The sequence below is a fragment of the Actinomadura verrucosospora genome (assembly GCF_039540335.1).
In the GTDB taxonomy this organism is placed as follows: Bacteria; Actinomycetota; Actinomycetes; order Streptosporangiales; family Streptosporangiaceae; genus Spirillospora; species Spirillospora verrucosospora.
In genome coordinates this window covers 57,951-80,894 of sequence record NZ_BAABEV010000015.1, presented here as the reverse complement: position 1 = coordinate 80,894, position 22,944 = coordinate 57,951, and the positions used below count along the sequence as shown (strand labels likewise).

At 68.1% G+C, this 22,944-nt stretch carries 23 protein-coding genes; 10 read left to right on the top strand and 13 right to left on the bottom strand.

The annotated features are described in order from the left end of the window. The first annotated feature begins 62 nt into the window (after positions 1 to 62). Together ABD944_RS18390 and ABD944_RS42440 are read left to right on the top strand one after the other, a co-directional pair. A complete protein-coding gene (locus tag ABD944_RS18390) occupies positions 63 to 935 on the top strand; it encodes an SMODS domain-containing nucleotidyltransferase (RefSeq protein ID WP_345178042.1) in 873 nt (290 codons plus the stop codon). Continuing rightward, positions 910 to 1,440, top strand: coding sequence for an SLATT domain-containing protein (locus tag ABD944_RS42440; RefSeq protein ID WP_378190798.1), 531 nt, complete (start codon positions 910 to 912; stop codon positions 1,438 to 1,440). The genes ABD944_RS18390 and ABD944_RS42440 overlap by 26 nt, the downstream gene beginning before the upstream one ends. Before the next feature lie 1,443 nt (positions 1,441 to 2,883). On the opposite strand, the gene ABD944_RS18385 is transcribed toward ABD944_RS42440, so the two are convergent. Further along, on the bottom strand, positions 2,884 to 3,873 hold the full coding sequence (locus ABD944_RS18385; RefSeq protein WP_345178040.1) for a TRADD-N-associated membrane domain-containing protein: 990 nt from the start codon (positions 3,871 to 3,873) through the stop codon (positions 2,884 to 2,886). Between the two features lie 1,489 nt (positions 3,874 to 5,362). Here ABD944_RS18385 and ABD944_RS18380 point away from each other — a divergent pair. Next, the gene (locus ABD944_RS18380) at positions 5,363 to 6,442 is read left to right on the top strand and encodes a TIGR03118 family protein (RefSeq protein WP_345178038.1); all 1,080 of its coding nucleotides are present in this window, start codon (positions 5,363 to 5,365) and stop codon (positions 6,440 to 6,442) included. A 251-nt stretch (positions 6,443 to 6,693) separates the two neighbouring features. Here ABD944_RS18380 and ABD944_RS18375 read toward each other — a convergent pair whose 3' ends face one another. The 5 genes from ABD944_RS18375 to ABD944_RS18355 all read right to left on the bottom strand — a co-directional run bounded on the left by ABD944_RS18375 (position 6,694) and on the right by ABD944_RS18355 (position 10,284). Further along, a complete protein-coding gene (locus tag ABD944_RS18375) occupies positions 6,694 to 7,146 on the bottom strand; it encodes an NUDIX hydrolase (protein WP_345178036.1) in 453 nt (150 codons plus the stop codon). A gap of 38 nt (positions 7,147 to 7,184) precedes the next feature. Continuing rightward, a complete protein-coding gene (locus tag ABD944_RS18370) occupies positions 7,185 to 8,234 on the bottom strand; it encodes a right-handed parallel beta-helix repeat-containing protein (RefSeq protein WP_345178034.1) in 1,050 nt (349 codons plus the stop codon). Positions 8,235 to 8,346: 112 nt separating this feature from the next. Beyond that, complete coding sequence (locus ABD944_RS18365) at positions 8,347 to 8,940, bottom strand: SUKH-4 family immunity protein (protein WP_345178032.1); 594 nt, start codon at positions 8,938 to 8,940, stop codon at positions 8,347 to 8,349. A gap of 83 nt (positions 8,941 to 9,023) precedes the next feature. Next, on the bottom strand, positions 9,024 to 9,668 hold the full coding sequence (locus ABD944_RS18360; protein ID WP_345178031.1) for a DUF6461 domain-containing protein: 645 nt from the start codon (positions 9,666 to 9,668) through the stop codon (positions 9,024 to 9,026). 124 nt (positions 9,669 to 9,792) lie between these two features. Further along, positions 9,793 to 10,284, bottom strand: a complete 492-nt coding sequence (locus ABD944_RS18355) for a hypothetical protein (protein WP_345178029.1) — start codon at positions 10,282 to 10,284, stop codon at positions 9,793 to 9,795. A 266-nt stretch (positions 10,285 to 10,550) separates the two neighbouring features. On the opposite strand from ABD944_RS18355, the gene ABD944_RS18350 reads away from it, so the two are divergent. Beyond that, the gene (locus ABD944_RS18350) at positions 10,551 to 10,796 is read left to right on the top strand and encodes a hypothetical protein (RefSeq protein WP_345178027.1); all 246 of its coding nucleotides are present in this window, start codon (positions 10,551 to 10,553) and stop codon (positions 10,794 to 10,796) included. 49 nt (positions 10,797 to 10,845) lie between these two features. Here ABD944_RS18350 and ABD944_RS18345 read toward each other — a convergent pair whose 3' ends face one another. After that, positions 10,846 to 11,199, bottom strand: a complete 354-nt coding sequence (locus ABD944_RS18345; RefSeq protein WP_345178026.1) for a DUF4190 domain-containing protein — start codon at positions 11,197 to 11,199, stop codon at positions 10,846 to 10,848. Positions 11,200 to 11,310: 111 nt separating this feature from the next. Beyond that, a complete protein-coding gene (locus ABD944_RS18340) occupies positions 11,311 to 12,246 on the bottom strand; it encodes a helix-turn-helix domain-containing protein (RefSeq protein ID WP_345178024.1) in 936 nt (311 codons plus the stop codon). A gap of 125 nt (positions 12,247 to 12,371) precedes the next feature. Here ABD944_RS18340 and ABD944_RS18335 point away from each other — a divergent pair, with 125 nt between their 5' ends. The 4 genes from ABD944_RS18335 to ABD944_RS18320 all read left to right on the top strand — a co-directional run bounded on the left by ABD944_RS18335 (position 12,372) and on the right by ABD944_RS18320 (position 16,560). After that, complete coding sequence (locus ABD944_RS18335; RefSeq protein WP_345178022.1) at positions 12,372 to 13,115, top strand: class I SAM-dependent methyltransferase; 744 nt, start codon at positions 12,372 to 12,374, stop codon at positions 13,113 to 13,115. Positions 13,116 to 13,254: 139 nt separating this feature from the next. Further along, positions 13,255 to 14,751, top strand: coding sequence for an alpha/beta fold hydrolase (locus ABD944_RS18330; RefSeq protein WP_345178020.1), 1,497 nt, complete (start codon positions 13,255 to 13,257; stop codon positions 14,749 to 14,751). Positions 14,752 to 14,994: 243 nt separating this feature from the next. Next, positions 14,995 to 15,702, top strand: coding sequence for a sugar transferase (locus tag ABD944_RS18325; RefSeq protein WP_345178178.1), 708 nt, complete (start codon positions 14,995 to 14,997; stop codon positions 15,700 to 15,702). A 168-nt stretch (positions 15,703 to 15,870) separates the two neighbouring features. Further along, positions 15,871 to 16,560, top strand: coding sequence for a class I SAM-dependent methyltransferase (locus ABD944_RS18320; RefSeq protein WP_345178018.1), 690 nt, complete (start codon positions 15,871 to 15,873; stop codon positions 16,558 to 16,560). 8 nt (positions 16,561 to 16,568) lie between these two features. Here the strand turns inward: ABD944_RS18320 and ABD944_RS18315 are convergent, their stop codons facing one another. Next, on the bottom strand, positions 16,569 to 17,831 hold the full coding sequence (locus ABD944_RS18315; protein WP_345178017.1) for an MFS transporter: 1,263 nt from the start codon (positions 17,829 to 17,831) through the stop codon (positions 16,569 to 16,571). Next, positions 17,828 to 18,403: an ArsR/SmtB family transcription factor gene (locus ABD944_RS18310; protein WP_345178015.1), complete on the bottom strand. Its 576-nt coding sequence runs from the start codon at positions 18,401 to 18,403 to the stop codon at positions 17,828 to 17,830. Before ABD944_RS18310 ends, ABD944_RS18315 begins: the two co-directional genes overlap by 4 nt. A gap of 215 nt (positions 18,404 to 18,618) precedes the next feature. On the opposite strand from ABD944_RS18310, the gene ABD944_RS18305 reads away from it, so the two are divergent. After that, the gene (locus ABD944_RS18305; protein ID WP_345178014.1) at positions 18,619 to 19,047 is read left to right on the top strand and encodes a DUF7144 family membrane protein; all 429 of its coding nucleotides are present in this window, start codon (positions 18,619 to 18,621) and stop codon (positions 19,045 to 19,047) included. A 122-nt stretch (positions 19,048 to 19,169) separates the two neighbouring features. Continuing rightward, positions 19,170 to 20,552, top strand: a complete 1,383-nt coding sequence (locus ABD944_RS18300) for an MFS transporter (protein WP_345178012.1) — start codon at positions 19,170 to 19,172, stop codon at positions 20,550 to 20,552. Here ABD944_RS18300 and ABD944_RS18295 read toward each other — a convergent pair. Genes ABD944_RS18295 through ABD944_RS18285 form a run of 3 tightly spaced genes read right to left on the bottom strand, consistent with a single transcriptional unit; the run spans position 20,549 to position 22,793 of the window. After that, positions 20,549 to 20,953, bottom strand: coding sequence for an RNA-binding S4 domain-containing protein (locus ABD944_RS18295; protein ID WP_345178010.1), 405 nt, complete (start codon positions 20,951 to 20,953; stop codon positions 20,549 to 20,551). The two genes, ABD944_RS18300 and ABD944_RS18295, sit on opposite strands and share 4 nt — an antisense overlap. Positions 20,954 to 20,965: 12 nt before the next feature. Then, positions 20,966 to 21,955 (bottom strand): 1-acyl-sn-glycerol-3-phosphate acyltransferase, encoded by a 990-nt coding sequence (locus tag ABD944_RS18290; RefSeq protein ID WP_345178009.1) that lies wholly within the window; start codon positions 21,953 to 21,955, stop codon positions 20,966 to 20,968. 1 nt (position 21,956) lies between these two features. Then, positions 21,957 to 22,793: a patatin-like phospholipase family protein gene (locus ABD944_RS18285; protein ID WP_345178007.1), complete on the bottom strand. Its 837-nt coding sequence runs from the start codon at positions 22,791 to 22,793 to the stop codon at positions 21,957 to 21,959. Between the last annotated feature and the right edge of the window lie 151 nt (positions 22,794 to 22,944).

Here is a 22,944-nt window from a genome sequence, read left to right as displayed (position 1 = left end):
GCTTTCTCGGTCAGCAGACAGAGCCACCGAGGTGAAGAGCCCACGAGTTAAGCGGGGTGTTGATGGTAACGACCATCGAGAGTGGATTCGCTACGCTTTCAAGCTGGCTCATCCCGACTCCAGCCCAGAAGAACGCTCTATCCGGTCACCGCGAGAGTGTGTCCGCGAAACTAAAAACCTCCCTCGCAGTCACAAACTTCTTCGGCACTGGATCATCCAGCAACGGCACAGACGTGCGAAATTATAGCGACGTCGACTATTTCGCTAGCATTCCTCTACAGAATCAACGAGATAATTCAGCAAGGATGCTCGTCGTCGTCAGGGATGTACTCAAAGAACGCTTCCCTGCCACGAATATCTATGTCCGCACCCCGGCAGTTGTCTGCGACTTCGGAACGGACGCCTCCGAAAAAATGGAGATCACTCCCGCGTACTACACGAACCAAACCGCGCAGAGTGCAAGCATTTATAAGATTCCCGACGGGAGCGGGGGCTGGCTCAAATCGAGTCCTAGAGTTCACAACGCCTACGTATCCTATGTCAATAATGATCTCGACAAGAGGCTCAAAAATCTGATCAGACTCATGAAGGCGATAAAATACTATAACAATATTCCGATCTCATCATTCTACCTGGAGCTGCGAACAGCGAAATGGGCTTCGAGTCAGAAGCCCATTATATACTCGTACGACGTTACGAACGCGTTGCGCCACCTCATATCTTGCCGACTGGCACAGATGGTGGATCCCATGGGCATTTCGGGCTACGTAAGCGCAGCCTCAACAGACGCGTATCGCCAAGATGCACTCTCCAAGCTCACCACAGCTCTCAATCGCGCAAACCAGGCTCGCGAGGCAGAGGACGAGGGAAAAACAAGAACCGCCTTCGAGCACTGGAACAAGGTGTTCAATGGGAGGTTCCCATCCTATGGATGATGCGGACTTCAAACGCCTACTTTCCGAGGGACGGCGTGTCGAAGAGTCAGCCATGTGGAGTGGGCAAAATCAGTTCGAGCAGGCGAAAATATGGCGCGGCCTGAACTACATCATTGGCATACCCGCAACAGGACTCGCCGCAATCGCGGGCGCTGTCGCTTTGATGACAGCACTAGGACGTGCATGGGCTGCTTTGGCGGCTCTGGCAGCGGCCAGCCTTAGCGCTGTACTTACACTGCTCAATCTGGCACGTCGAACCGACGAGGCACACACGGCAGCGAACGCATACCTCGCCGTACAGCAGGACGCCCGTGTTTACTGTGAGATAGACCTCCACAAGCTTGAATATGAGGAGGCACGACAAGCGCTCAGCGAACTAATAGCTCGCCTGCAAGAGGTTCATAAGTCCGCCCCTCTATCTTCGAAGCGAGCATATCGGCGAAGCCGAAGAAACGTCGATAGTGGTAGTCAGACGTACAAGGTGGATCAGAGGGCAAGCAGCTAACGCCAGCAACAATATCAAGGTTCTCGCAAGATAAGATGTCAGGGTCGCGGGACTATGTCCCACGCCCCGCAAGTACTGGTCCGGGTACTTCATGGCCCAGGCCTGCTTACTCCACTGCGGTGAGACTTACAGTGGGCTGCCCACCTCGGATTCCTGTAAACGACTTTAAAGGCCGTCGCCGCTCGTCTACTGTTGCACCATGACAGATCACGAACTCTTTCCCACAGACCCAAGCATGAACGAATTCTCAGGAGGCAAGAGCACTGGTGACACCTCTCTAAGGGGTCCGCACTCCTGGCTTAACTGGCAGGCGCAACGTCTCGGGAATCCAGCGCGATCAACTTCTCGCACACAAACGCCGATGATCTCGCCCATTTGGGAGGAATTTGGCGTCTACTCCGATGCAGAGATTGTCGGTGAGCTAAGTTTCGGTCCCTACGAACTACTCCATGCTTATCCCACGAACCGGCCGACTGCCGGTGACTCAAGGCTGTCGCTCGTACTACGCGTCCGCGATCACTTGTCAGATCCGGAGCCCACAACTTCCCTGCTAGAGGATCAGGAAACTACAGCTTACGTTGGCGGCGACATCGGCGATCAGATTTCTTCTCTTCTAGCCCTCGCAACAGCCAGAAGGTTTCGCTCTGGAGGCGTACTGCGACAATGCTTCGAAGGTGACCAACTAGGCCATCCAAACTTCGCCGAACATCACCCTCCGCAGTTGGGTCGACCCCTGAGGCGGCAAATCCTTCCATCAATCGAAGATAGGGCGTCGATAATAGATAGCGAACACTATCTAACTGCATACGCCAACGCCTCTTCGCTCGATGCAGTCGCGGTTATGCGTGCTGCTCGCCAATATGGAGATGCACTCTGGTGGGCGGACCTTGATCCGCGCGTATCCTGGATAAAACTGTTCGGGGCACTAGAGGCAGCAGCCGACCGTTGGGACACAACGGTTCACCCGGACCCTGTGGCCCAGCTCAGACGCCGCCACAGAGGCTTGCATAACAAGCTCGTCAAAAGAAATTCCGATGCTTTGCCAGTTGTCGCGAAATCCCTGTCCCGCATACTGGGCGCAGAAAGCAAGATGATCGACTTCATCATAGAACATCTTCCGAAACCACCCCTCACACGCCCGGACGTAGGGCGAGTTGATTGGCCCAGAATGGAGGATTTTCTGCACGTACTCTACGACCACAGATCTCGCGATCTACATGGCGGGATTCCTTTTCCACTCCCTCTTTGCGTACCTCCATTCTTGGACAAAAATGGCATTGCAATGGAACATCTACCAGCGCGAAGCGCTTCTTCTGGAGGGGCAACTTGGCCAGCACACCGGCTGCCAATGTATCTGCACACTTTTACGTACGTCACCGGAGAAGTACTACGCCGCTGGTGGCTGGGACTGGACAGCGAAGGATCGACCCCGACCACATAAGATCATTCGCGAATGGCAGAACCCCGCGAATGATCACGGAAAGGGAGCCGAAACCGCGTGGTCCATGGCCGGCGCGTTTCGGGAAGTTCATCAACAGCGATCAGCTCCGCATTAGCGCCACCTAGTATGCGTAGCACTACCTGCGCCCTCAACTCATCTCGGCGTGCTCCATCGTCAACCTTTGCGATCACTTCCTCGGATTGTTTCACAAACTCACGTATCAGAATATCTTCGCGTAGAGATTTCGCCTGTCGTTCAAGATATTCGCGCGCCCTGTTCGTTTGAGAAAAGAATACTCCAGAGGTTACGTTGGTTATCGATCCCCCTATAGCCGCTAGAATCGCGGCCGTCTGATTGCCATGCGGCCGAAACAGAGCAAGTCCGATTCCGAGCAAGAAAAGCAGGCCGCCAGCAACAGCGAAGGACTGGCCTATTCGGTAGCTACTCCCTAGATGCTTCGTGGCTTGTATGTAGACCTCGACCAGGGTTGCCCAACCTGGACGGTGGTCATCCGAGCGCGGCTCTTCTCTCGACTGACTCTTGTCGAGCCTTTCTCGTATACTCGACAACTCATCCTTTATAGTTACTATCTCTTTGACTGCATCGCCTTTTTCATATTTCTCTTTCTCAATGCGCACCAAAGTCTTTTCCAGATTTTTAATCTCCTTGCGCAGCTCCCTTTCTTGTCGCCTGGTTATCGACTCATCATCGCCGCGAGCGGAGGGCAATCCCGCAGCACGCCTAAGTCGCTCTGCTTCGATATCACGTTCAGGCCGTTTGGACTTCCGCAGTTCTCCGGAGATCACCGTTACAAGAACGGGCGTGATCACAAATACCATTAGAGTTTTTGCCCACCACGGCAACTCGTTGACGTTATCCGGAAGGAAGGGTATGGAAATCAGGGCGCCGATTACAATAAACACGGCGGCGATCACGAATCTCGGAAGCTGCACAACATCTACATCGTTGCTAGTCAGTCGAACGTTGCTCATCCCATGTAGCTAGGCTCAACATGCCCCGACACCTGCCGTAGCGTTGGACGCGCACCGTCACAGGTCCAGAACCGCGTGGTCGAGCTGGCGCGGCACGTCGGCACCGTGCCTGACCGCGTGAGCGCGTGGCGACGCCTCACGGACGTCGCCAGGGTCTGACGCACCGCATCGCAGAATCCGCAGAATCCACAGAACCTCCCGGGCCGCTGGCCGGCCGGGCTGCTGCCTTCGGGGGTCGCATGCCGCGTATTGCCGCAGAGATCCGCATAATCCTTTGACCTGCACGGATGCCCGCAGGGCTGCCGGAGCGACGGCGCTTCTGCGGCAGCGCGGGGACAGCCGCGGACATCTCGTGACCTGGGCGTACCTCCCTCGGCAGCCTCGATACGGCTTTCTGCGGAATCTGCGGAATCTGCGGTGGGGGGCCGCGCGGGTCCCATGCCCTCCCGTCGAGCACGCAGCGGACTCCGGGGGCGTGTGATCAACCACAGCGTTCGAGCCTCTGAGCCGTCCTCTGAACACCGACCAAAGTACGGCGAGACTGGCGGGAGGGGGCGGCTGGCGATCTCGGCAGAGGGGCGTTCCCGCCTGATCGTGCGGAACTTGTGCGCAAGTCGCCGTCTATCCGCCGCCTGCTAGCAGAGCCCTAGCAGGTCACCTGGGGTGTGCGTGGGTCGAAGTGTCGTTCACTGAAAAGCGGAAGGTCGGCGGTTCGACCCCGCCCCTGCCCACCTCAAAGACCAGCGAAAACGCCCCGGAGCCACACGGCCCGGGGCGTCTCATTTTGACAGCAACCGGCGCAGGCCAGCCGCGCCGCCACTCGTCCTGGTCGGCGGGTACGCCGGACCGGGCGAGGCCGGGTTCGCGCGCCTTCTCGGTGACATTTCGGGCTGACCTTCCTGGACAAGGACACCCTGACGCCACGCCGACTTTTAGCTGAACGAGGCCAGGTCCCTTGAATATATGGTGTTGATCTAACTCGCGAAATTTCCCCCGCGAGAAATAGGGCGGAGCAGATCGTGGTCTCCAGTGGCCGACCAATCTAGTAAGAGTGATTACTGCAAAGGTGTAGGCATCTGACGCCGCTACCGAGGCTTGGTGTGAGGGCGTCAATCTCCTGACTCGCGCGCGATCCCATGGCTGAGGTCCGGGACGATCGCCTTGCGTGGTTGGGTGCGCGAAAGCGGGGCGATCGTTGCCGCGGGGCTTCTGGCGCTCTGACCGTGGATGGCCCCTCGCCCTGCCTTCCTGCAGCTCAGGCCGCAAGTTGGGTGTCCGGGCGGGCCGAGTTGGTGGTTTCCAGCTCATGAGGTTGGTTCCTCGGGCTCGGGTTTACGGGGCGGCGCCCTGATCGCCCCAAAACGTAAAGCGGCCATCGTTGTTGGTCAGGATTCCGTCGCGTGGTGCGGCGGCCGGATTCGCCGAACCTGCCCGGGGTAATTATCGCCGCGGTCCGACCGGACCCGCTGATCGATTCAGGGAGATCTGAATGCGAAGAACTCTAGGTATGCTCATGGCCGCCCTGGCCCTGCTGGCAGGAATGGCCCCGACCCGTCCCGCGTCCGCCGAATCCCCGGGCCGCGCCGACGGATTGGGCCGGCACACCCGGTTCACCGAGACCGACCTGGTCTCCGACATCCCAGGCCGGGCGCCTCTTCAGGACCCCAAGCTCGTCAACCCATGGGGCCTGGCGCTCAGCCCGACCGGGCCGCTGTGGGCCGCCAACAACGGCACCGGCGTCGCCACCGTGTACGCGGGCGGTGCGAAAGGCGTGAAGAAGCAGGCGCTGGAAGTCACCATCGAGGGCGGCGCGCCCACCGGAGAGGTGTTCAACAACACCGCCGAGTTCGCGGTGAAGGGCGCGCCGGCCACCTTCATCTTCAGCAGCGAGAGCGGCGCGATCACCGCATGGAACCGCAACACGGGGACCACCGCAGTCCGCGTGGCGGGCGCGCGAGGCGCTATCTACAAGGGACTGGCGCTGCTGCACACCCGCCATGGGGCCTTCCTGCTGGCGACCGACTTCCACAACGGGCGCATCGACGTCTTCGACGGTAGGTTCCGGCGGCTCAGGCTGCCCGGCAAGCGCTTCAATGACCCGTCGATCCCACGAGGCTTCGCGCCGTTCAACGTCGCCGTCCTCGGCCGCTCCGTGTTCGTCACCTACGCCAAGCAGGATGCGGACGCCGAGGACGACGTCCCCGGCCCCGGGCTCGGCTTCGTCGTGGAGTACCGGCGGTTCGGTCGCTTCCATCACCGCTTCGCCTCCCGCGGTCCGCTGAACGCGCCGTGGGGGCTGGTGATCGCGCCCCGATCATTCGGCGGCTTCGCCGGAGACGTCCTCGTCGGCAACTTCGGCGACGGCCGGATCAACGCCTTCACCCGGCATGGCCGTTGGCGGGGCGCGCTGCGCCGGCCAGACGGCCGCCCGATCGAGATCGACGGCCTGTGGTCGCTCCTGCGCGGGACGCCGACGACCGGTGGCACCGACGCCGTCTGGTTCTCGGCCGGCCCGAACGACGAGAAGCACGGCCTCGTCGGCCTGCTACGCAAGGCCCGCCTGCACTGAACACGAGCGTGACCAGCGGCCGGGTCGGCCGCTGGTCCGCCTCCGATTTCGAGGGGCCTGTCCTGCCAACCGACGCCCCGCCTGCGCGTCTCGGACTCCTGGAGCTCTGCCGGGACGAACTGGATCCCGCACTCCACTAACGTCAACGCCCTCGACTCGTTCCTTTGGACAGAGGACGGCGCCGTGCGCTTGTCCTTAACCGATGTTCGCTGACTGCCGGTGGGCACCACCCCTGGTACGGCGGTTTAGTGTCAGTTGTTGGTCGTGGTGGCCCATTGGGGGTTGATGCTGTTCAGCCAGGTGTCTTGGTTATCTGCCAGGGGCTGGGTCAGCGGTAGCGGGTGGAAACGGCAGGCGAAGGTCAGGTCGGCGTCGTCTCCATCGCTGCTTACCGTGTGGTTCCATGCGTCTGCGGTGGTTGCGGGCGCTTGAAGGTGAAAGTACGTGGTCCTGCGCGGCTGGTTGGTGTTGGGGTGGGGTTTGTTTTCCACGGCGATTTGGTTGACGACCGTGACGGTGCGCAGGCCGGTCTCTTCGTAGACCTCGCGCAGGACGGCTTGTTCCAGATCCTCGCCGGGGTGGACGCCGCCGGCGGGGATCTGGGTGCCGGCTTGGGGCATGCCCACGTGGTCGAAGACGAGGAGTTCGGGTGCGTCGCGATGTCTGATCACGTAGGCGGCCACGCGGATTCTGGGACGGGTCACGCGGGCATTGTGCGTCTAGACGCGGTCGGCCGTGAGGGTCATCCGGCGGTGCCTACCATGCTGATGCGCAGGTTGGGGCGGTACCGGTTGCCCGGACCGACCTTGATCGGGTCGGGCTTGCAGGCGCCGCGCTTTCCTCGCTTGTCCCAATCGACGGGCTGGTTCTTGAAGCTCTTCTTGCGGCCGGGGCGGGGGTACACCTTCCCGTAGGTGTTGCCGGCGAAGTAGTTGTCCTTCCCGCACACCGGGTCGCGGTCGAACTTGAAGTAGGAGAAGAGGCCGTACCAGCCGGTCGTCTGGAACTTGTTGCCGGTCACCCGGTTTCCGCTCGCACCGTCGCTGGCCCGCACCGGGTCACCGCTGACCTTGTAGAAGGCGTTGCCCGAAACGGAGTTCTTTCCAGAGCCGTTGGAGAAGTAGACGCCGTGGATGCGGCTGAGCACCGTGTCGTTCTCCAGGTTCCAGAAGTTGTTCCTCTCGATTTTCATGTTCCACGAGTAGTACATGTGGACGGCGCCGTACCCCTCAGTGCCGGAACCGTATTTGGTCCCGATCCTGCGGAAGGTCATGTCCCGGACGGAACCGCCGCTGATCTTCTTGCGGGTGGCCTTGTCGCCCCTGAACAGGATGCCGCCCGCGGTGTAGTTCTGGATGGTCATGCCGCTGAAGTGGATCTTCGCTGCGCCGGGGCGCACGGTGGCCCAGTATCCGTCGCGGCCGCCGCCGTCGAAGACCACGCGACCCGTCCCCGACTCGGGCCGGACGGTGAACTCCCCGCCCGCCGGGGCGTAGTCCCACTCGAATTCCTCGTCCTTGTAGGTGCCGCCCTTGACGAGCACCGTGGCCTTGGACGCCCCCTTGTCCTCCAGGATCTTCTCCGCCTCGGCCATGGACGAGGCGGTGTTCCCCCGCTTGGCGGACGTCCCCGCCTTCCCTCCCGGAGTCACGTGGACGACGAACTCCTCGGCCTCCTGGGCACCTATCGACGTCGCCTTCAGAGGCGTGGGGCCCAGCGTCGTCGCCGAGATCAGCCCTCCGGCCGTCACAACGGCGGCGGAAAGGCCGATCAGGATTGCGGTCTGGCGCATGGATGCTGCTCCTTGCTTAATCGGTCCCCCGACTGATCAGCAGGAACGCTACGGAGCGCGATGCCCGACCCCTAGGGCCTTAGGGCCCCGAAAATCGACTCGACGGCCCCAATCAGCGATGCGAGCGGGCTCCCGGGCTGTCGCCTTTGAAGCGCTGGCCCGCGGCGATTTCGTCGCCTACCACCGACCAGACGGTCTCGTCGTCCTGGAAGGGGAGCGGGTCGATGCTGCTCGTCTCCTGACAGATACGCGCGACCTCGCGCTCCAGGCGCTCGAACTCGGCTTCCTCGTCGCCGCTGAAGGTGAACTCGTCGAGCAGGCGTTGGAAACGGAAGGTGACCTGGACGAGAGAGGAGACGTCCGTGTGGAGTTCTTGCGCGGTCTCCTCGTCGGGATCGAAGGCGTGCACCTTGCCGGAACCGGGGTCGAGGGCGAGATGGGCGTTGAGGAGCCAGCCAATGACGGGCCATTCGCCCGCTTCCTCGAAGTCCTCGGTATTGACAACCTCATGGACGAGGGCCAGCCGACCGGATTCCTCGTCGGGTTCACGCAACCAGAACGTCCCGGTGGGTACGCCGACGGTCTGCAGGAGACGGGCGCCCTCAGTTCCCGCGGCGGATGGCGGGAAAGCGGTGGCGGGCAGGGTCGCGAGCCGTTCCTCGCCGAAGAAGGTGACGTGTTCGCTGCGGGCGACGTCGAAAAGCATTGCCGAAACTCCGAACTTGGCGGCGGCATGTCGCCGTCGGCCTCTCAATTGAGGAACGCGGTCATGACAACAGAGTGGCGCGGCTAACGGCGGTTCACCTTTGCGAGCAGTTGTGGACGGGTGAACCAGTCGGCGTCGAGGCGCTGGCCGGTCAACGACTCCAGGGTGGCCATCGCGGTCTCCCAGTCCGGGCCCGGGTCGGAACGCTCGTGGAGGTCGAGCAACGCATCGAGGTGGTCGGTCAGTGCCTCCGGGTCGGTACCCCACCGGTCCAGGGGGCACAGGGTGTCCAGTTCGGTGACCACCGCGCCGTCGACGATGTAGGAGAGCCTGTTGAAGTTGTTGATAGCCCAGAACACCGTGTGAACGGTGGCGCTCTGGCTGAGCCGCCGCAGCGTCTCTTCCTCGGCGGTGTCGGTGCCGAATCCCACGATGATGACCGCGTCGCCGCGCTGCTCAAGGAAAACCGTGTCAGCCAGGTCGTCGTATTCGAGGTTGGAGACGCAATCGGCGGGCCGGTCCGTCGTGATGGCGTCCGGTTCGCCGTGCAATCGGCGTACGACTTCTTCCACGGTCAGCTGCGCCCTGTGAGGGCGCACCACCGTCCACGACAGGTTCTCCTCGATGGAGAAGTACTCCGAGAGGTCGCTCAATCGCTTGAACATCTGCACATAGTGCTCGATCTTCCCAGGTGCAGGACCCGCCATGATGCCCTCCGATACGGCCACTGATCGCTTGACCGTACCGTCGAGGGTTGGGCTGGCGGCGCCCGTCGCTTCGGGGGCGGCTCCAGGCCCCCGGCGTGCGGGGAGGCGTCCATCCGGGTGGAGGGACGCCTCGCGTGTTTTCCGCTCAGTAGATGGTCGGGGTGCCCGTCAGGTTCCAGGTCTTGCCGCCCAGGCCGTCGAGGTTGATGTCGTAGTTCACCGCCCCGTCGGCGCTCCATCCGTAGTTCAGGGAGGATCCGGAGACGGCCCAGCCGCACGAGAAGGCGCTGCTGCTGTTGTTGTTGATCAGGTTGGTGAAGTCGCAGGTGTAGGTGTCGTAGACGGAGTCGTACCGCTCCACCCGGACCTTGAGGTCGAAGTTGTCGAACTTGTCGGTCGTGCCGCCTCCACCGCTGAAGGTCCCGTTGGCGACCGCCTGGTGGTAGCCGCCGCTGTCGACGATGCACAGCTTGATGTGGACGCTGACGTTGGTGCCGGGAGTGCCGATCGTGGTGTCCTGCGAGCTGGTGCACTTCTCGGTGTAGGCCATGGCCGGGGTGGCCAGGTAGCCGAGACCGCCTGCGAGCAGGGCAGAGGCGGCCACGGTGGTGGCCAGACGGCGCGTCTTCGTGCGCATGGGGGTACTCCTTGCGAGGGGGCCCGATATGGCCGTAAACGTAACCGAAAACGTCCGGATTCTGACCCGATCTTCCAGTCGCTCACAGGAGCGTGACCCAAGCGATACGGAAGATCGTTTCAAGGCGCTAATCGTTTTCATTGCTGTTGGCGAGCGAAGGCCGTTGAAGCGGAGACGATTGCACGCTGTCGTGACATGGCGCTGCCGTCGACGGCGATCCGTGATCGTCGTATCTCGTCGGGGACGCATCGCGTAGCCTCACCGCCATGGCACGCCCGCGCCGGTCAGCTTGGCTCGCTGTCCTCCTGATCTGCTGCCTCATCGGGGTGTGGTCCTTCGTCTCCAAGGGTCACGCCGCGAAGGAACGAGACGAGGCACGAGCTCGCGCGGCCCTGGTGAGCTACCTGGATCTCGTGCGGGGCCGCAACTGGATGAAGGCCTGCGCCATGCAGGACGACAGCTCCCGGGAATCCGACTGCGAAGCGTTTCTGTCGAGCCCCTACGACGGATGAACGACGTCAAGGCCCGGCGACCGGCGACGTGAGAGTCGGCGAGCCGGCGTCATCCACTGCCGGCGGCATCGGAGAGCACGGCCAGGCCGGTGATGAGCCCCAGCACCACGACGACCGCCAGCACGCAGACGAGGATCAGCAGCCAGCCCAGGACGATCCCCAGCAGCGCCATTCCGCGCCCGTCCCCGTCGAGGCGGCGGCCCCGGAAGCGGCCGACATGCCCGGCGATGATCGCCGCCAGTGCGGACAGCATCGCCAGACCGACGAACACCGCCGGATTGATCCAGGCGATGCCCGTGGCGAAGCTCGCCAGAGCCGCGACGCCGAAGCCGGCGAAGAACAGGCTCACCTTCGCCGGCCGGTTGCCGCTCGGTCCGGTTCGCCGCTCCGCGGCACAGCTCATGATCGCCCCCTCGGATCGCTGGGCACCCTACCAGCGGCAACCCTCACCGGCAGGACGCGCCGACGCCCTGACGCGCCGTCGACGAGGCTGGACGCCGACGGCACCGCGTCGTCATGGCCAGGCCCGCTCGGCGCGGCGCCAGCGCTGCGGGGTGACGCCGTAGCGGTTGCGGAAGCGGCGGACGAGATAGGCGGCGTCGCGCAGTCCCGTCCGGGCGGCCACGGCGTCGAGCGGCAGATCGGTCTCGCGCAGCATCCGCCGGACCTCGATCATGCGCCGTTCGGTGATCCATTCGAGGAGGGGGCGGCCGGTACGCCTGCGGAGCACGGTCGTGAGGTGTCCGGGGGTGTAGCCGAGCGCGCGGGCGACGTCCGCGGCGGAGACCGGTTCGCGGAACGTCGCCTCGATCTCGGCGAAGACCCGCTCGACGAGGGGGTCCGGGCCGCCCGGGGCGGCGGGCGCCAGCCGCGCGGCCGCGACCAGGAGCCGGGTGAGCGTGGCGGAGACGGCCTCGCGCGCCCCGAGACGGCTCGGGTCGGCGAGTTCCCCGGCCAGGTCCGCCAGGAGCGCCGACCATCCTGGTCGGTGGGATTCGGCGACCCGAGCGTGCCCCGCGCCAGGGGCGAAGAGGGCCAGCAGGGGGTGGTGCGTCCAGGTCAGCGGGGAGACCGAGGCCAGGGCGGGAACGGCGTCCGGTGTGAACGCCACCGACCACGCGCGGCTGTGGGCGAGTTCGGCGACCTCCGTGACGCCGATGACCTGCCCCGGCGACACGGCATGGACCTCCCCGGTGCGCAGCGGTCGCTCGACGCCTCCGATGGCGACCGAGCCCGCGCCTTCCTCGACGTAGACGAGGACGAGGAAGTCGTGGGCGTGCCGGTGGTCCGGCGGCAGGTCGGCGTGGGCGGTCTCGGCGTCGAAGCGGGTCACCGTGACGGGAGGCAGCCCGGGGCGCTGCTGGTAGCGGTAGACGGGCGTCCCGTCGAACCGTGTCGTGCGCAGCCTCGACGGGGGGCCCAGCGAGGTGCCGACCGAAGAATGTCCCATGACTCCAAAGGTATGTCCTGCTGGTCGGCCGCGAAATGTCCAAGACTTGACGGTGACGGCACCCAAGTCTGCCACCGGCTTCTCGCGGCAGACCCGCCACCGGACGCGCAAAGGGGCACCCACCCATGGACGTACGCATCCTCGACCAGCGAACCCCGGAGGAGCGGGACCGCCCGTTCCTGCCTGGAGCGGGCAAGACCTGGCTCCTCCCGTTCTATGACGTCTTCTCCAGGGTGGTCGGGGTCCGCGCCCTGCACGAGCGCGCCGCCCGGCTCGCCGGCATCGGACCGGGCCAGACGGTGGTCGACGTCGGCTGCGGGACGGGCAACCTGTCGTTCGCCGTGCTCGCCGCCCAGCCCGCCGCGCGAGTGACCGGTCTCGATCCCGACGCGGACGCCCTTCGCAGGGCCGCCCGCAAGGCTCGGCGCCGCGGCGTCGACCTCACGCTCGTGCAGGGGTACGCCGACCGCCTCCCCGCCGAGGACGCCTCGCTCGACCATGTGGTCTCGGCGTTGGCCCTGCACCACCTCGACGACGACGGCCGGAGCGCGTTCGCGCGCGCCGCGCTGCGCGCACTTCGTCCGGGAGGAACGGTCACCGTCGCCGACTTCGGCGGGCCCTCCTCCGACGCCGGGGACGAGGGCCACCACGAGCACGGCCACGGCCGTGGCCTCGCCCATGCGCTCCGGCACCTGCCCTGGTCGAAGCGTTCCCAGGGAGCGCACGGCCCGGTCGCGTCCCGTGACCACGGCGACGGCGTCATCGCGCTGCTCGCCGAGGCCGGGTTCGACGACGCCCGGGAGGTCGCGCACGCCGACCTGAGGTTCGGCCGGGTCGCCTTCGTGCGGGCGACCCGCCCCTCGCGCTGAAACGGGCGGGCGACTCGCGGCGGACGCCCGCGCATCCCGGCCTCGGCGCGCACCGAGGCCGAGTCCCTCTCGGGTATCGGCGGCGGGTTCCCCTTTCGGGACGATGCGCGGTCGGCCAGCGAGCGATCATGCTCCCCGCATGCGACTGATCTTCAGGACGGCGGGCATGCTGGCAGCCGCGACCGCCGTGATCGCGTCCGGCGGCATGGCCGCCGGGCAGGCAGGGGCGGCCGGGACGCCGCGGAGCGGGCCGGCCGAGTGCGTGCCGGTGGCACGTGCGGTGTGCGGGACGGTGCGGGTGCCGCTGGTACGGGCGCGTCCCGAACTCGGCGGCACCACCGTGGCCTATGCGCTGATCGAGCACCGCGACACCTCCCGGCCCGTCAAGGGGACGGTGACCATCAACCCCGGCGGTCCCGGCAACTCCGCGATCGCGTCCGCCTCCCAGTACGCGCAGATGTACCGCGGCCTGCTGGAGGACCACGACCTTCTCCTGGTCGATCCGCGCGGGGTGAACCGCTCCGACCCGGTCGCCTGCGGGGCCCTCGGTTCGCTGCCCGCCACCCGTGACGGCTTCGTCCGGGCGATCGGCGAGTGCGGCCGGACCCTCGGGGCTCGCGGGCGCGGCTACACCTCGGCCGAGACCGCCGACGACATCGACGCCGTCCGTGCCAAGCTGCGGATCGAGCGGCTGGACCTGCTCGGAGAGTCCTACGGCACCTACCTGATGACCGTCTACGCCCAGCGGCATCCGGGCCGCGTGCGCTCGGTGGTGCTCTCCAGCGCCTACCCGCTCGACTTCGACATGTGGGCGCGCCCCAACGCGAGCGCCGCCCGCCGGTCGCTGCGGCTGGTGTGCGGGCGCAGCGCCGGCGCCTGCGACGGCGACCGGGTCCTGCGCGACGTCGCGCGGCTCGCCCAGCGGCTGCGCGCACGCCCGGTCCCCTACACGCTGGACGGCCCGCAGCGGCTGCTGGACGACACCGCACTGGCCGCGATCGTCTACGACTCGGCCAAATCGGCCCCCGCCGGGATCGGCGACGTTCCCGCGATGGTCCGCGACGCCCTGCGCGGCGACACCACGGCGCTGGTCGACGCCGCCCGGCGGGTGGCACCGCTGAGCGGGTCGGCGCTCCACCGAGAGGAGCAGCAGCCCTTCAATCCCGAACTGGCCGCGGCCGTGATGTGCAACGACTACCCGACGCTGTGGAACCGCCGGGCGCCGGTCGCCGCCCGCCTCCGGCAGTTCTCCGCCGGGCGCGCGGCACTGCCCGAGCGGGCCTACTGGCCGTTCGGCAAGACGGCCTGGACCAGCATGAGCTACGACCAGGGCGACGCATGCGTCCGCTGGCCGGACCGCCGCGGCCCTGTGCAGCCGACCGGCGGGCCGTTCCCCGACGTCCCGGTGCTGGTCGTGTCCGGTGACCTGGACGCCAACACCCCGACGGCCGTGGGCCGGCAGGCCGCGCGCCAGTTCCGCCGCGCCGCGGTGGTGGAGGTGCCCAACGTCGGTCACGTGGCCGAACAGGAACCCAGCGGCTGCGTGGCCGCGATCCAGACGGGCTTCATCCGCGACCTGCGGGTCCCCGGCACCTCCTGCCTGGCCGGCATCCCACCCGCCCCCGTACGGCCCTGACCGGCTCGGAACCCGAACCGGCAGCGCGGCTTCGGCCTTCGTAGGAAGACCCGGTTCGGGAACGATCCGCGATTCCGGCCCAAGCCATTCTGAGCGGTCGCCTCGATATTTCGGTCGGCGTCGCAGTGTGCGGTCGTCCGGAGACTCATGCAGTGACGGACCGGAATAGGTGGCTTCCCCCTCGTCCCGCCGACAGAGTAGGGCTGAAGGAGGGGGCACCTTGATCCTGTGCCCGCAAACGAAATGAAAGAACAAGAACCGCTGCATGCACTGCAGCAGAGGCTCGGGGCGATCCGGGAAACGATCTCGGATCTCCCTGGAGCGAATCTGACCGGACCCGCCTGGACTCTCAGCGCTGAGAAAAGGGCGCTCGACCTGCTGATCGCCACAGCGATCTCCCCGGTGTTCGTGCCAACGGCCGCCGTCGGAGCTTCGCTGATGTTCCTGGAGGACGGCCGTGCGCCGCTCTTCCGCCAGTGGCGGATCGGCAAGGACGGCGTCCCGTTCAGGCTCGTCCACGTCCGGACGATGCGGGACACCCGGGGGACGGACGCGAGCCGCGGCTCCGACGACCCTCGGGCGACCCGCCGCGGGAAAGTTCTGCGCAAGGGCACCTTCGACCAGTTCCTGGAGGTGTACCACGTGCTCCGCGGGCACATGTCGATGGCCAACCCGCGTCCCCTGCTGCGCTTCGACCGGCAGCTGATGAAAGAAGTCCTGCCCTCTTCCGTGTACAGGGAGTGGGACTGGGCGACGACCATCGGCCGGCCCGGCATGTACAGCACGTTCGGGAACAGGAGCATTGGCCTGGAACCGCAGAGTGAAGGGTTCCTGCTTCGGCGGTCGGAGGACGACATCGAGGACGCGCACTGCGCCAGCCTGGAGCGGGACCTGAGAATCCTCGGTGACACGGCGAAGATCGGCTGGTCCTTCCTCAGCCGCGCCTCGTAGGTCACCGGGCGTCGACAGGGAGGGCGCGGTCACCGACCGCGCCCTCCTCACCCTCCGATCACCTGGCCCGGGCGCCGAGCGCGGCGCCGAGGAGTGAGGCGCGGGCTTCCGGCTCCCTGGAAGTAGGGTTGGGGCGTGTTCTCGGCTCGGGGCCCTTCCTTGCGGGAGTTGGCGGTTCAGGCGCTGTCGTCGGTCGAGCGCGGGTACGACCTGCTGGCTCCGAAGTTCGACGAGACGCCCTTCCGGACGCCCGACAGAGTCCTCGACGCGACCGCCGAGGCGCTGCTGCCGTACGGGCCGTTCGGTGAGGGCCTGGACGTGTGCTGCGGCACGGGCGCGGGCATGCGGGTGCTCGGACGGGTGTGCGATGCGCGCAGTGCGGGCGTCGACTTCAGCGCGGGCATGCTCGAACAGGCGCGGCGGGCTCATCCGGAGGCCGGATGGGTGCGGGCCGATGTCCGGGCCCTGCCCTTCGACGGAGCCTTCGACCTGGCGGTCACCTTCGGGGCGCTCGGGCACCTGCTGCCCGCGGAGCGGCCCGCGCTCTTCGGCGGGGTGTACCGGGCGCTGCGGCCCGGCGGGCTCTTCGCCTTCCCCGTGGGGGCGCCGCCGCCCATCATGTCCCGCCTGTACTGGGCGCTGCTCGGGTTCGATCTGGTCATGCGGGTCCGGAACGCGGTGTGGCGTCCCCCGTTCGTCATGTACTACCGGACCTGTCCGCTGAACGCGCTCCGGAGCGATCTGGCAGCGGCCGGGTTCGGGGTGACGACCGTCCCGTTGGCGGCCTTGGGGACGCGTGCGGACGGCAGTCCGCGGGGACGGCTCGTGCTGGCGCGCAAGCCTGGATCGCCGGGCTGAACCCGCGCTCAGCCGGGACTCGACGGGAGGTCTCGGTCGTGGCGGAGGGGGCCTGCCAGGAGCGTCAGCCCTGAGAGCGCCAGCGCGCCCGTAGTGATCCACATGGCGGGACGGACGCCCAGGGCCGTACCCAGTGCGCCGCCCAGCAGGGCGCCGAGCGGAATGGTGCCGTAGCTGACCAGCTGCATGCTCACGGTGATCCGGCCGAGCAGCGGGCGGGGGCTGTAGGTCTGCCGGAAGGTCCCTTTGAGGACGTTGCCCGCGGCGACGCCCGCGGCGATGACGAACCCTCCCGCGAAGGCCGGGAGCAGCCCCGCGCCCGGTGCGGCGAGCGGGACCAGCAGGCCGAACGGCGCGGCGCCCATCTCGGCGGCGAGCAGGGTGCGGGCCGAGCCGAAGCGGCGGGACGGGACGGAGGCCGCGGCCGCGCCGAGGACGGCGCCCAGGCTGGTCGCGGCGGCGAGGACGCCGACCGTGGCCGGGCTGACGCCGACCTCGCGGACGAGGAACACCACCAGGATCGACTGGTACCCGAACAGGCAGATGTTGCTGGCGGCGGAGAACAGGGTCAGCACCCGCAGGTAGGGGTCGCGGGCCACGAAGCGAAGGCCCTCGGAGATCTCCTGCCGCAGCGTCCCGCGCCGGTCGCGGGCGGGGCGGGCCTCGCGGGTCCGGATCGCCAGCAGGCAGGCGGCCGAGACGAGGTAACTCGCCGCGTCGAGAAGGACGGCGTTCACCGCTCCCGCGAGATGGATGACCAGCCCCGCCAGCCCAGGGCCGCCGACCTGGGCGGCGGCCTCGGTCGCCTGCACCCTGGCGTTGCCCGCGGCCAGGTCGCCGCGGTCCAGCAGGGACGGCAGGTAGACCTGGTAGGCCGTCTGGAAGAACACGCCCGCGCAGCCGGCGCCCAGCGCGACGGCCGCCAGGTGGGCGACGGTCAGCCGGTCGAGCCAGGCGGCGGCCGGGACGCTGAGGAAGAGCAGCAGGGCCGAGAGGTCGCAGGCGAGCATCACCGGGCGGCGCGGCAGGCGGTCGACCCAGGCGCCCGCCGGGAGGCCCAGGAGCAGCCAGGGCGCCCAGGCCGCGGCCGAGAGCAGCGCCACCTGGAAGGTGCTCGCGTCGAGGACGGCGACCGCGGCCAGCGGAAGGGCCACGCCGGTGACGCTGCTTCCCAGCTTGCCGGTGGCCTGGCCGATCCAGAGCAGGCGGAAGTCGCGGTGCCCGCCGAGGCCGCCGCGCGCGGGGGCGGCGGCGGTCGGGGCGGTGGTCACGGTTCGGCCGGGACGCCGTGGGCGAACAGGAAGACCGGCTCGCGGGGCTGCCCGTCGTCGGGGACGTCCCGCCGCTCCCACCGGGCGAGCAGCGCGAGGAGTTCCTGTTCCAGCTCGCCCAGTTCGGCGGGCGTGAGGTGCAGCCACGTGTCGGCGGAGAAGGCCGCGCCGTTCCATGCCCCCCGCTGCTCCCGGACGGCGTGCCAGGCGCGGACCAGGCCGATCTGCCGGTCGAGGGCGAGCGAGACGGCCGCGCCGGCCACGGCCTGGCGGGCGGGGTCGTCGTCGAAGTCGCCGGTGACCCAGCGGAGTTCCGGCGCGGCGAGCCGCCACCAGCGTTCGCGGCGGTCCCTGGCGAGTTCCGGCGCCTCGACGGTCAGGCCGGCGGCGGCGAGCACCTTCAGGTGGTGGCTGATGTTGGCCACGGCCTGATCGGTCCGGTCGGCGAGAGTGCTGGCGGTGGACGGGCCGTGGACCTTGAGGACGTCCAGGAGGCGCCGCCGGAGCGGGTGCGACATCGCGGCCAGCACTCGCGAGTCGGTCACCTTGGGCACGTCGTTCGGCTCGGTCATGCGGCCATCGTCACATGCACAAGAACTATTGCGCAAGACTTATTGCACAATCTGGGAGGCCGGGCCGCGGAGCCCGGCGGGCGGAGCGGGCGGTGGGGGCACACCGCCGCCACATTTGCCTCAAAGGGACGTCAAATAACTGGGCGGCATGGTTTGCCTAATATGCAATAAAGGGGACTTCTCGACATGAACATGCAGCTCGATCGGGAGGTCTCATGACGACGAGGATGACCCACGGGGGCCGATCGGTATCGACGGGCCAGAGCTACCAGCTCTCCGGATGGCTCACCTTCGCGGGAGTGCTCTCCATGGTGGTGGGCGCGTTCAACGTCATCGACGGGGTGGTGGCCTTGTTCAAGGACAGCTACTACGTCGTGAACTCCAACCAAATCCTGGTCTTCAACTTCACCGCGTGGGGCTGGTACTGGCTCGTCCTCGGCGCCCTGCAGGTCGTCGTCGGCGTCGGGATCCTGACCGGGAAGATGTGGGCGCGGGTGGTCGGGGTCGTGTTCGCCTTCCTCGCCGCCCTCGGGCACCTGGCGTTCCTGGCCGCGTTCCCGATCTGGTCGGTGCTGACGATCGCGCTGTGCATTTTGCTGATGTACGCGCTCATCGCCCCGCCCGCCGGGGCGCGCGGAGACTGACGCCGGGGCAGGGCGGACAGCGGAACCCCAGGTCATCACGGTCGCGGCCGGGACATACCCCGGCCGCGCGGGGGCACTAGAGCGCAATGGCACCGGCGTCGGCCCCGCGGCCGTGGAGGCGGATGAGCACCGCGCTGGCGGACCGGCTGGGCGGGAGGCGCCGGGCGCGCGTCGTGGTGCTGATGGCCTGCGTCCTCGCGCTGAACGCGGCGGACACCGGGGTCATCGGGGCGATCGTCCACCAGCTGCGCAGCTCCCTGCACATCGGCAACACGCAGGTCGGGGTGCTGACGGCCGCGCCGGCGGCGGTCGGCGCGATAGCGACGGTGCCGGTGGGGCAGCTCACCGACCGGGTGCGGCGGGTGCCGCTGCTGGCGGGCAGCGTGGTGCTGTGGAGCGCCGCGATGGTCCTCGGGGGGCTGGCGGAGTCGTACGAGTGGCTGCTGGCGTCGCGGGTGGCGCTGGGCGCGGTGACGGCGACGGCGGGACCCACGGTGGCGTCCCTGATCGGGGACCTGTTCCCGCCCGAGGAGCGGGCCGCGACGTACGGGCGGATCCTCGCCGGAGAGCTGGTCGGGGTCGGGTTCGGGCTGCTGGCGGGCGGCAACATCGCCGCGTTCGCGAGCTGGCGGGTCTCGTTCTGGTTCGTCGCGGGCCTGGGGTTCGTGCTGGCCGTGCTGCTGTGGAGGATGCTGCCCGAGCCGGCGCGCGGCGCGCAGGGGACCTCCGGCGGGCGGGGCGGGGAGGAGCTCGCGCAGCGGCAGGTGGACCGGGCGGGCGTGCGCCCGGACCCGCGCAACGTCCTGGCGCAGGACCCCGAGCGGATGACGCTGGCGCAGGCCGCCCGGTACGTGCTCGCCATCCGCACGAACGTGATCATCATCCTGGCGTCCGCGGTCGGCTACTTCTTCTTCGCCGGGATGCGCACGTTCGCGCTGGTCTTCGTGATGGAGCGGTACGCGGTCGGGCAGGGCGGGCTGTCGGCGTTCCTGCCGGTCGCCGGGGCGGCGGCGCTGGCCGGGGTGCTGGTCGGGGGGCGGCTGGCCGACCGGCTCCTGCGCGGCGGGCGGGTGACCTCGCGGGTCGGTGTGCCGGGCGTGGCGTTCGCCGCGTCGGCGCTGCTGTTCCTGCCCGCGCTGCTCACCGACCGGGCGCTGGTCGCGCTGCCGCTGTTCACGCTCGCCTCCGCCGCGCTGGCCGCGGCGAACCCGCCGCTGGACGCGGTGCGGCTGGACGTCGTCCACTTCCGGCTGTGGGGGCGCGCGGAGGCCATCCGGACGATCGTCCGCATGTCCGGGGAGGCGGCCGCGCCGGTGCTGTTCGGCTGGCTGTCGGGGGTCCTCGGGGCGGGCCGGGCGGCGGGCGTCGGCCTGGACCGGGTGTTCCTGCTGGCGCTGATACCGCTGCTGGGCAACGGTCTGCTGCTGCTCAGGGCGCGGCGCGCCTACCCGCGGGACGTGGCGTCGGCGCTGGAGTCCGAACGCCGCTACGCCACCGGCTCCTAGTCGTCCTTCGGGGGCTCGTTCAGGATGCGGTAGCGGTCGAGGACGCGTTCGAGCTCGCGGCGGTCGCGCTTGGTGGGACGGCCCGCGCCGCGCTCCCGGCGGCCGATGGGGATGAGCGCCTCGCGCGGCGGCGGGGGCGGGCTCCTGTCGATCAGGCACTCCTGCGCGACGGGCGCGGACACCCGCTTGCGGATGGTCTTCTGCACGACGACGACGCGCTCCCGCCCGTCGTGGCGGAGCCTGACGACGTCGCCCGGCTTGACCGAGGTGGACGGTTTGGCGCGCTCGTCGTTCACCCGGACGTGGCCCGCCCGGCACGCGGTCGACGCCATCGAGCGGGTCTTCAGCAGCCGCACGGACCAGATCCACAGATCGACCCGCACGGACCCCTCATCGCCCATGCGTCCATGATGTCACTTCGGCGCGGGCGCCCGCTGCGCGCTGATCCACGCGTCCGCGCGCTCCCAGTTCTCGTAGAGCCAGCTGACGCGGGCGTCGCGGTCGCCGGGAACGTCCTCGGCGGGCACGCGCCACCAGCGGGCCCGGACGGGTCCGGTCAGCGGCACGCGCCGCCAGACGTCCCCGGCCGTGGCCATGTGGTCGAGCCCGCAGTGCGCGACGAACACCACGTCGGCGGACGGGGCGGAGTCGAGCGCGGCCAGCACTCCGCCGGGCCGCGGCGGCATCACGTTGCGCATCGCGGCGGCGCGGGCCGCCTCGTCCGCGCGGCGCATCCGGGCCAGCCGGCGGATCGCGCGGCGGCGGCGCTCCGGGGAGAAGTTGCCGCCCTCGGGGAAGATCAGCAGCGCCTCGCCGGGGCCGAGTCCCTCGGCGAGCTCGCCGACGGCGTCCGCGGCGCCGCCCGGGGTGACGAACACGTTCGGGATCCGGTTGGCGGCGATGTCGATGCAGGGGTCGAGCTGGAGCAGCGCCTTCATGACCACCCGGGGGCGGCGCCGGTACTCGGACAGCAGGTGGTGGACGATCAGGAGCGCGTCGCCCGGCCCGGCGTGCCGGCTGAGCACGATCAGGGGCCGGTCGGCGGCCGAGCCGTCCCCAGGGCCGTCACCAGTGCCGTCCCAGGTGCCGTCCACCTCGACGCGCAGGCCGAGCCGCCGCTGCGCGGACGCGTAGAGGGCGCCGACATAGCGGCGGATGATGTCGTAGTGCCGGTCGTCGTGGGTGCGGCGCCGGAGCCACAGCCACCCGCACTCCAGGACGGCCGCCGTCTCCCGCGTCCCCCACGTGAGGCTGAACCAGAGCAGGCGCTGGGCCCGCTTGCGCTCGCGCCCGGCCAGGGACGTCACCGCGAAGGCGACCGGGAACAGCACCACGACCAGAAGGGTCAGGACGAACAGCAGGGGCGTGCACACCAGGCGGCGCACGAATCGGGGTGGCAGCATCTCACGCTCGCTCTTTCAGGTAATTCAAAGATGCCTGATAGGCGCGTTCGATGTGAGCCTGGATTCCTGACGCGTTCCTGTAGCGGACCTGGGTGAGGTCGACCCCCGCCTTCTGCGGCCTGGCCCCGGCGGGCAGGACGTGGACCGTCAGGCCCTCCGGGAGGTTCGCCATCTCCTCGAAGAACCGGTGCCGGCGCGCGATCTCGAACGCGACGAGGCCGACCTCCCAGGGCCGGCGCGGGGGCGCGAGGTCCCGCTCGATCCGGCCGACGTGCAGGACGTAGATGTCGGTGGCGCCGAGCATCACGGCCCGGCTGACCGGGATGCTGTGGACGAGGCCGCCGTCGTAGTAGTGCCGCTCCCCCACCCGGACGGGCGGCAGCAGCCCCGGCGCGGCCGACGACGCGAGCACGGCCGGGATCAGCGGGCCCCCGGTGAACCAGTGCGCCATCGCGGTCTCGATCCCGGCGGCGACGCACTGGAACGGGATCTCCAGGTCCTCGAACGACGGGACGGGGAGCAGCTCGTCCAGCATGCGGCGCAGCGGCTCGTTGGAGTGCAGGTGCGTGCCGGACCGGGCGAGCCTCCACAGCCGGGCGAGGACGGGCGAGCCGAACACGTCGCGGACGGACTCGTCCGACCACAGGCTGGTGAGCCGCTCGACCGCCGCGTCCGGCCCGGCCGCGACGAACACGCCGTTGAGCGCGCCGATCGAGGTTCCGACGACGAGGTCGGGGCGGACGCCGGTCTCCCGCAGCGCCCGGAGCATGCCGACCTCGTGCGCGCCGAGCACGCCCCCGCCCCCGAGGACGAACGCCGTCCGCGGCTCCCGTTCCACCCGGTCTCCCCTTGTGCCGATCCAGCAGCGTGCACCGCCCGTCGGGCGCTGGAGGCAGCCTCACCCATCGGAAGCGGGATAAACCGGGCTTTGGGCGGGCGGGCCGATGACCTGCGGGGCCATGAAGGCAGGGCCGGCCGCCCGAAGGCGA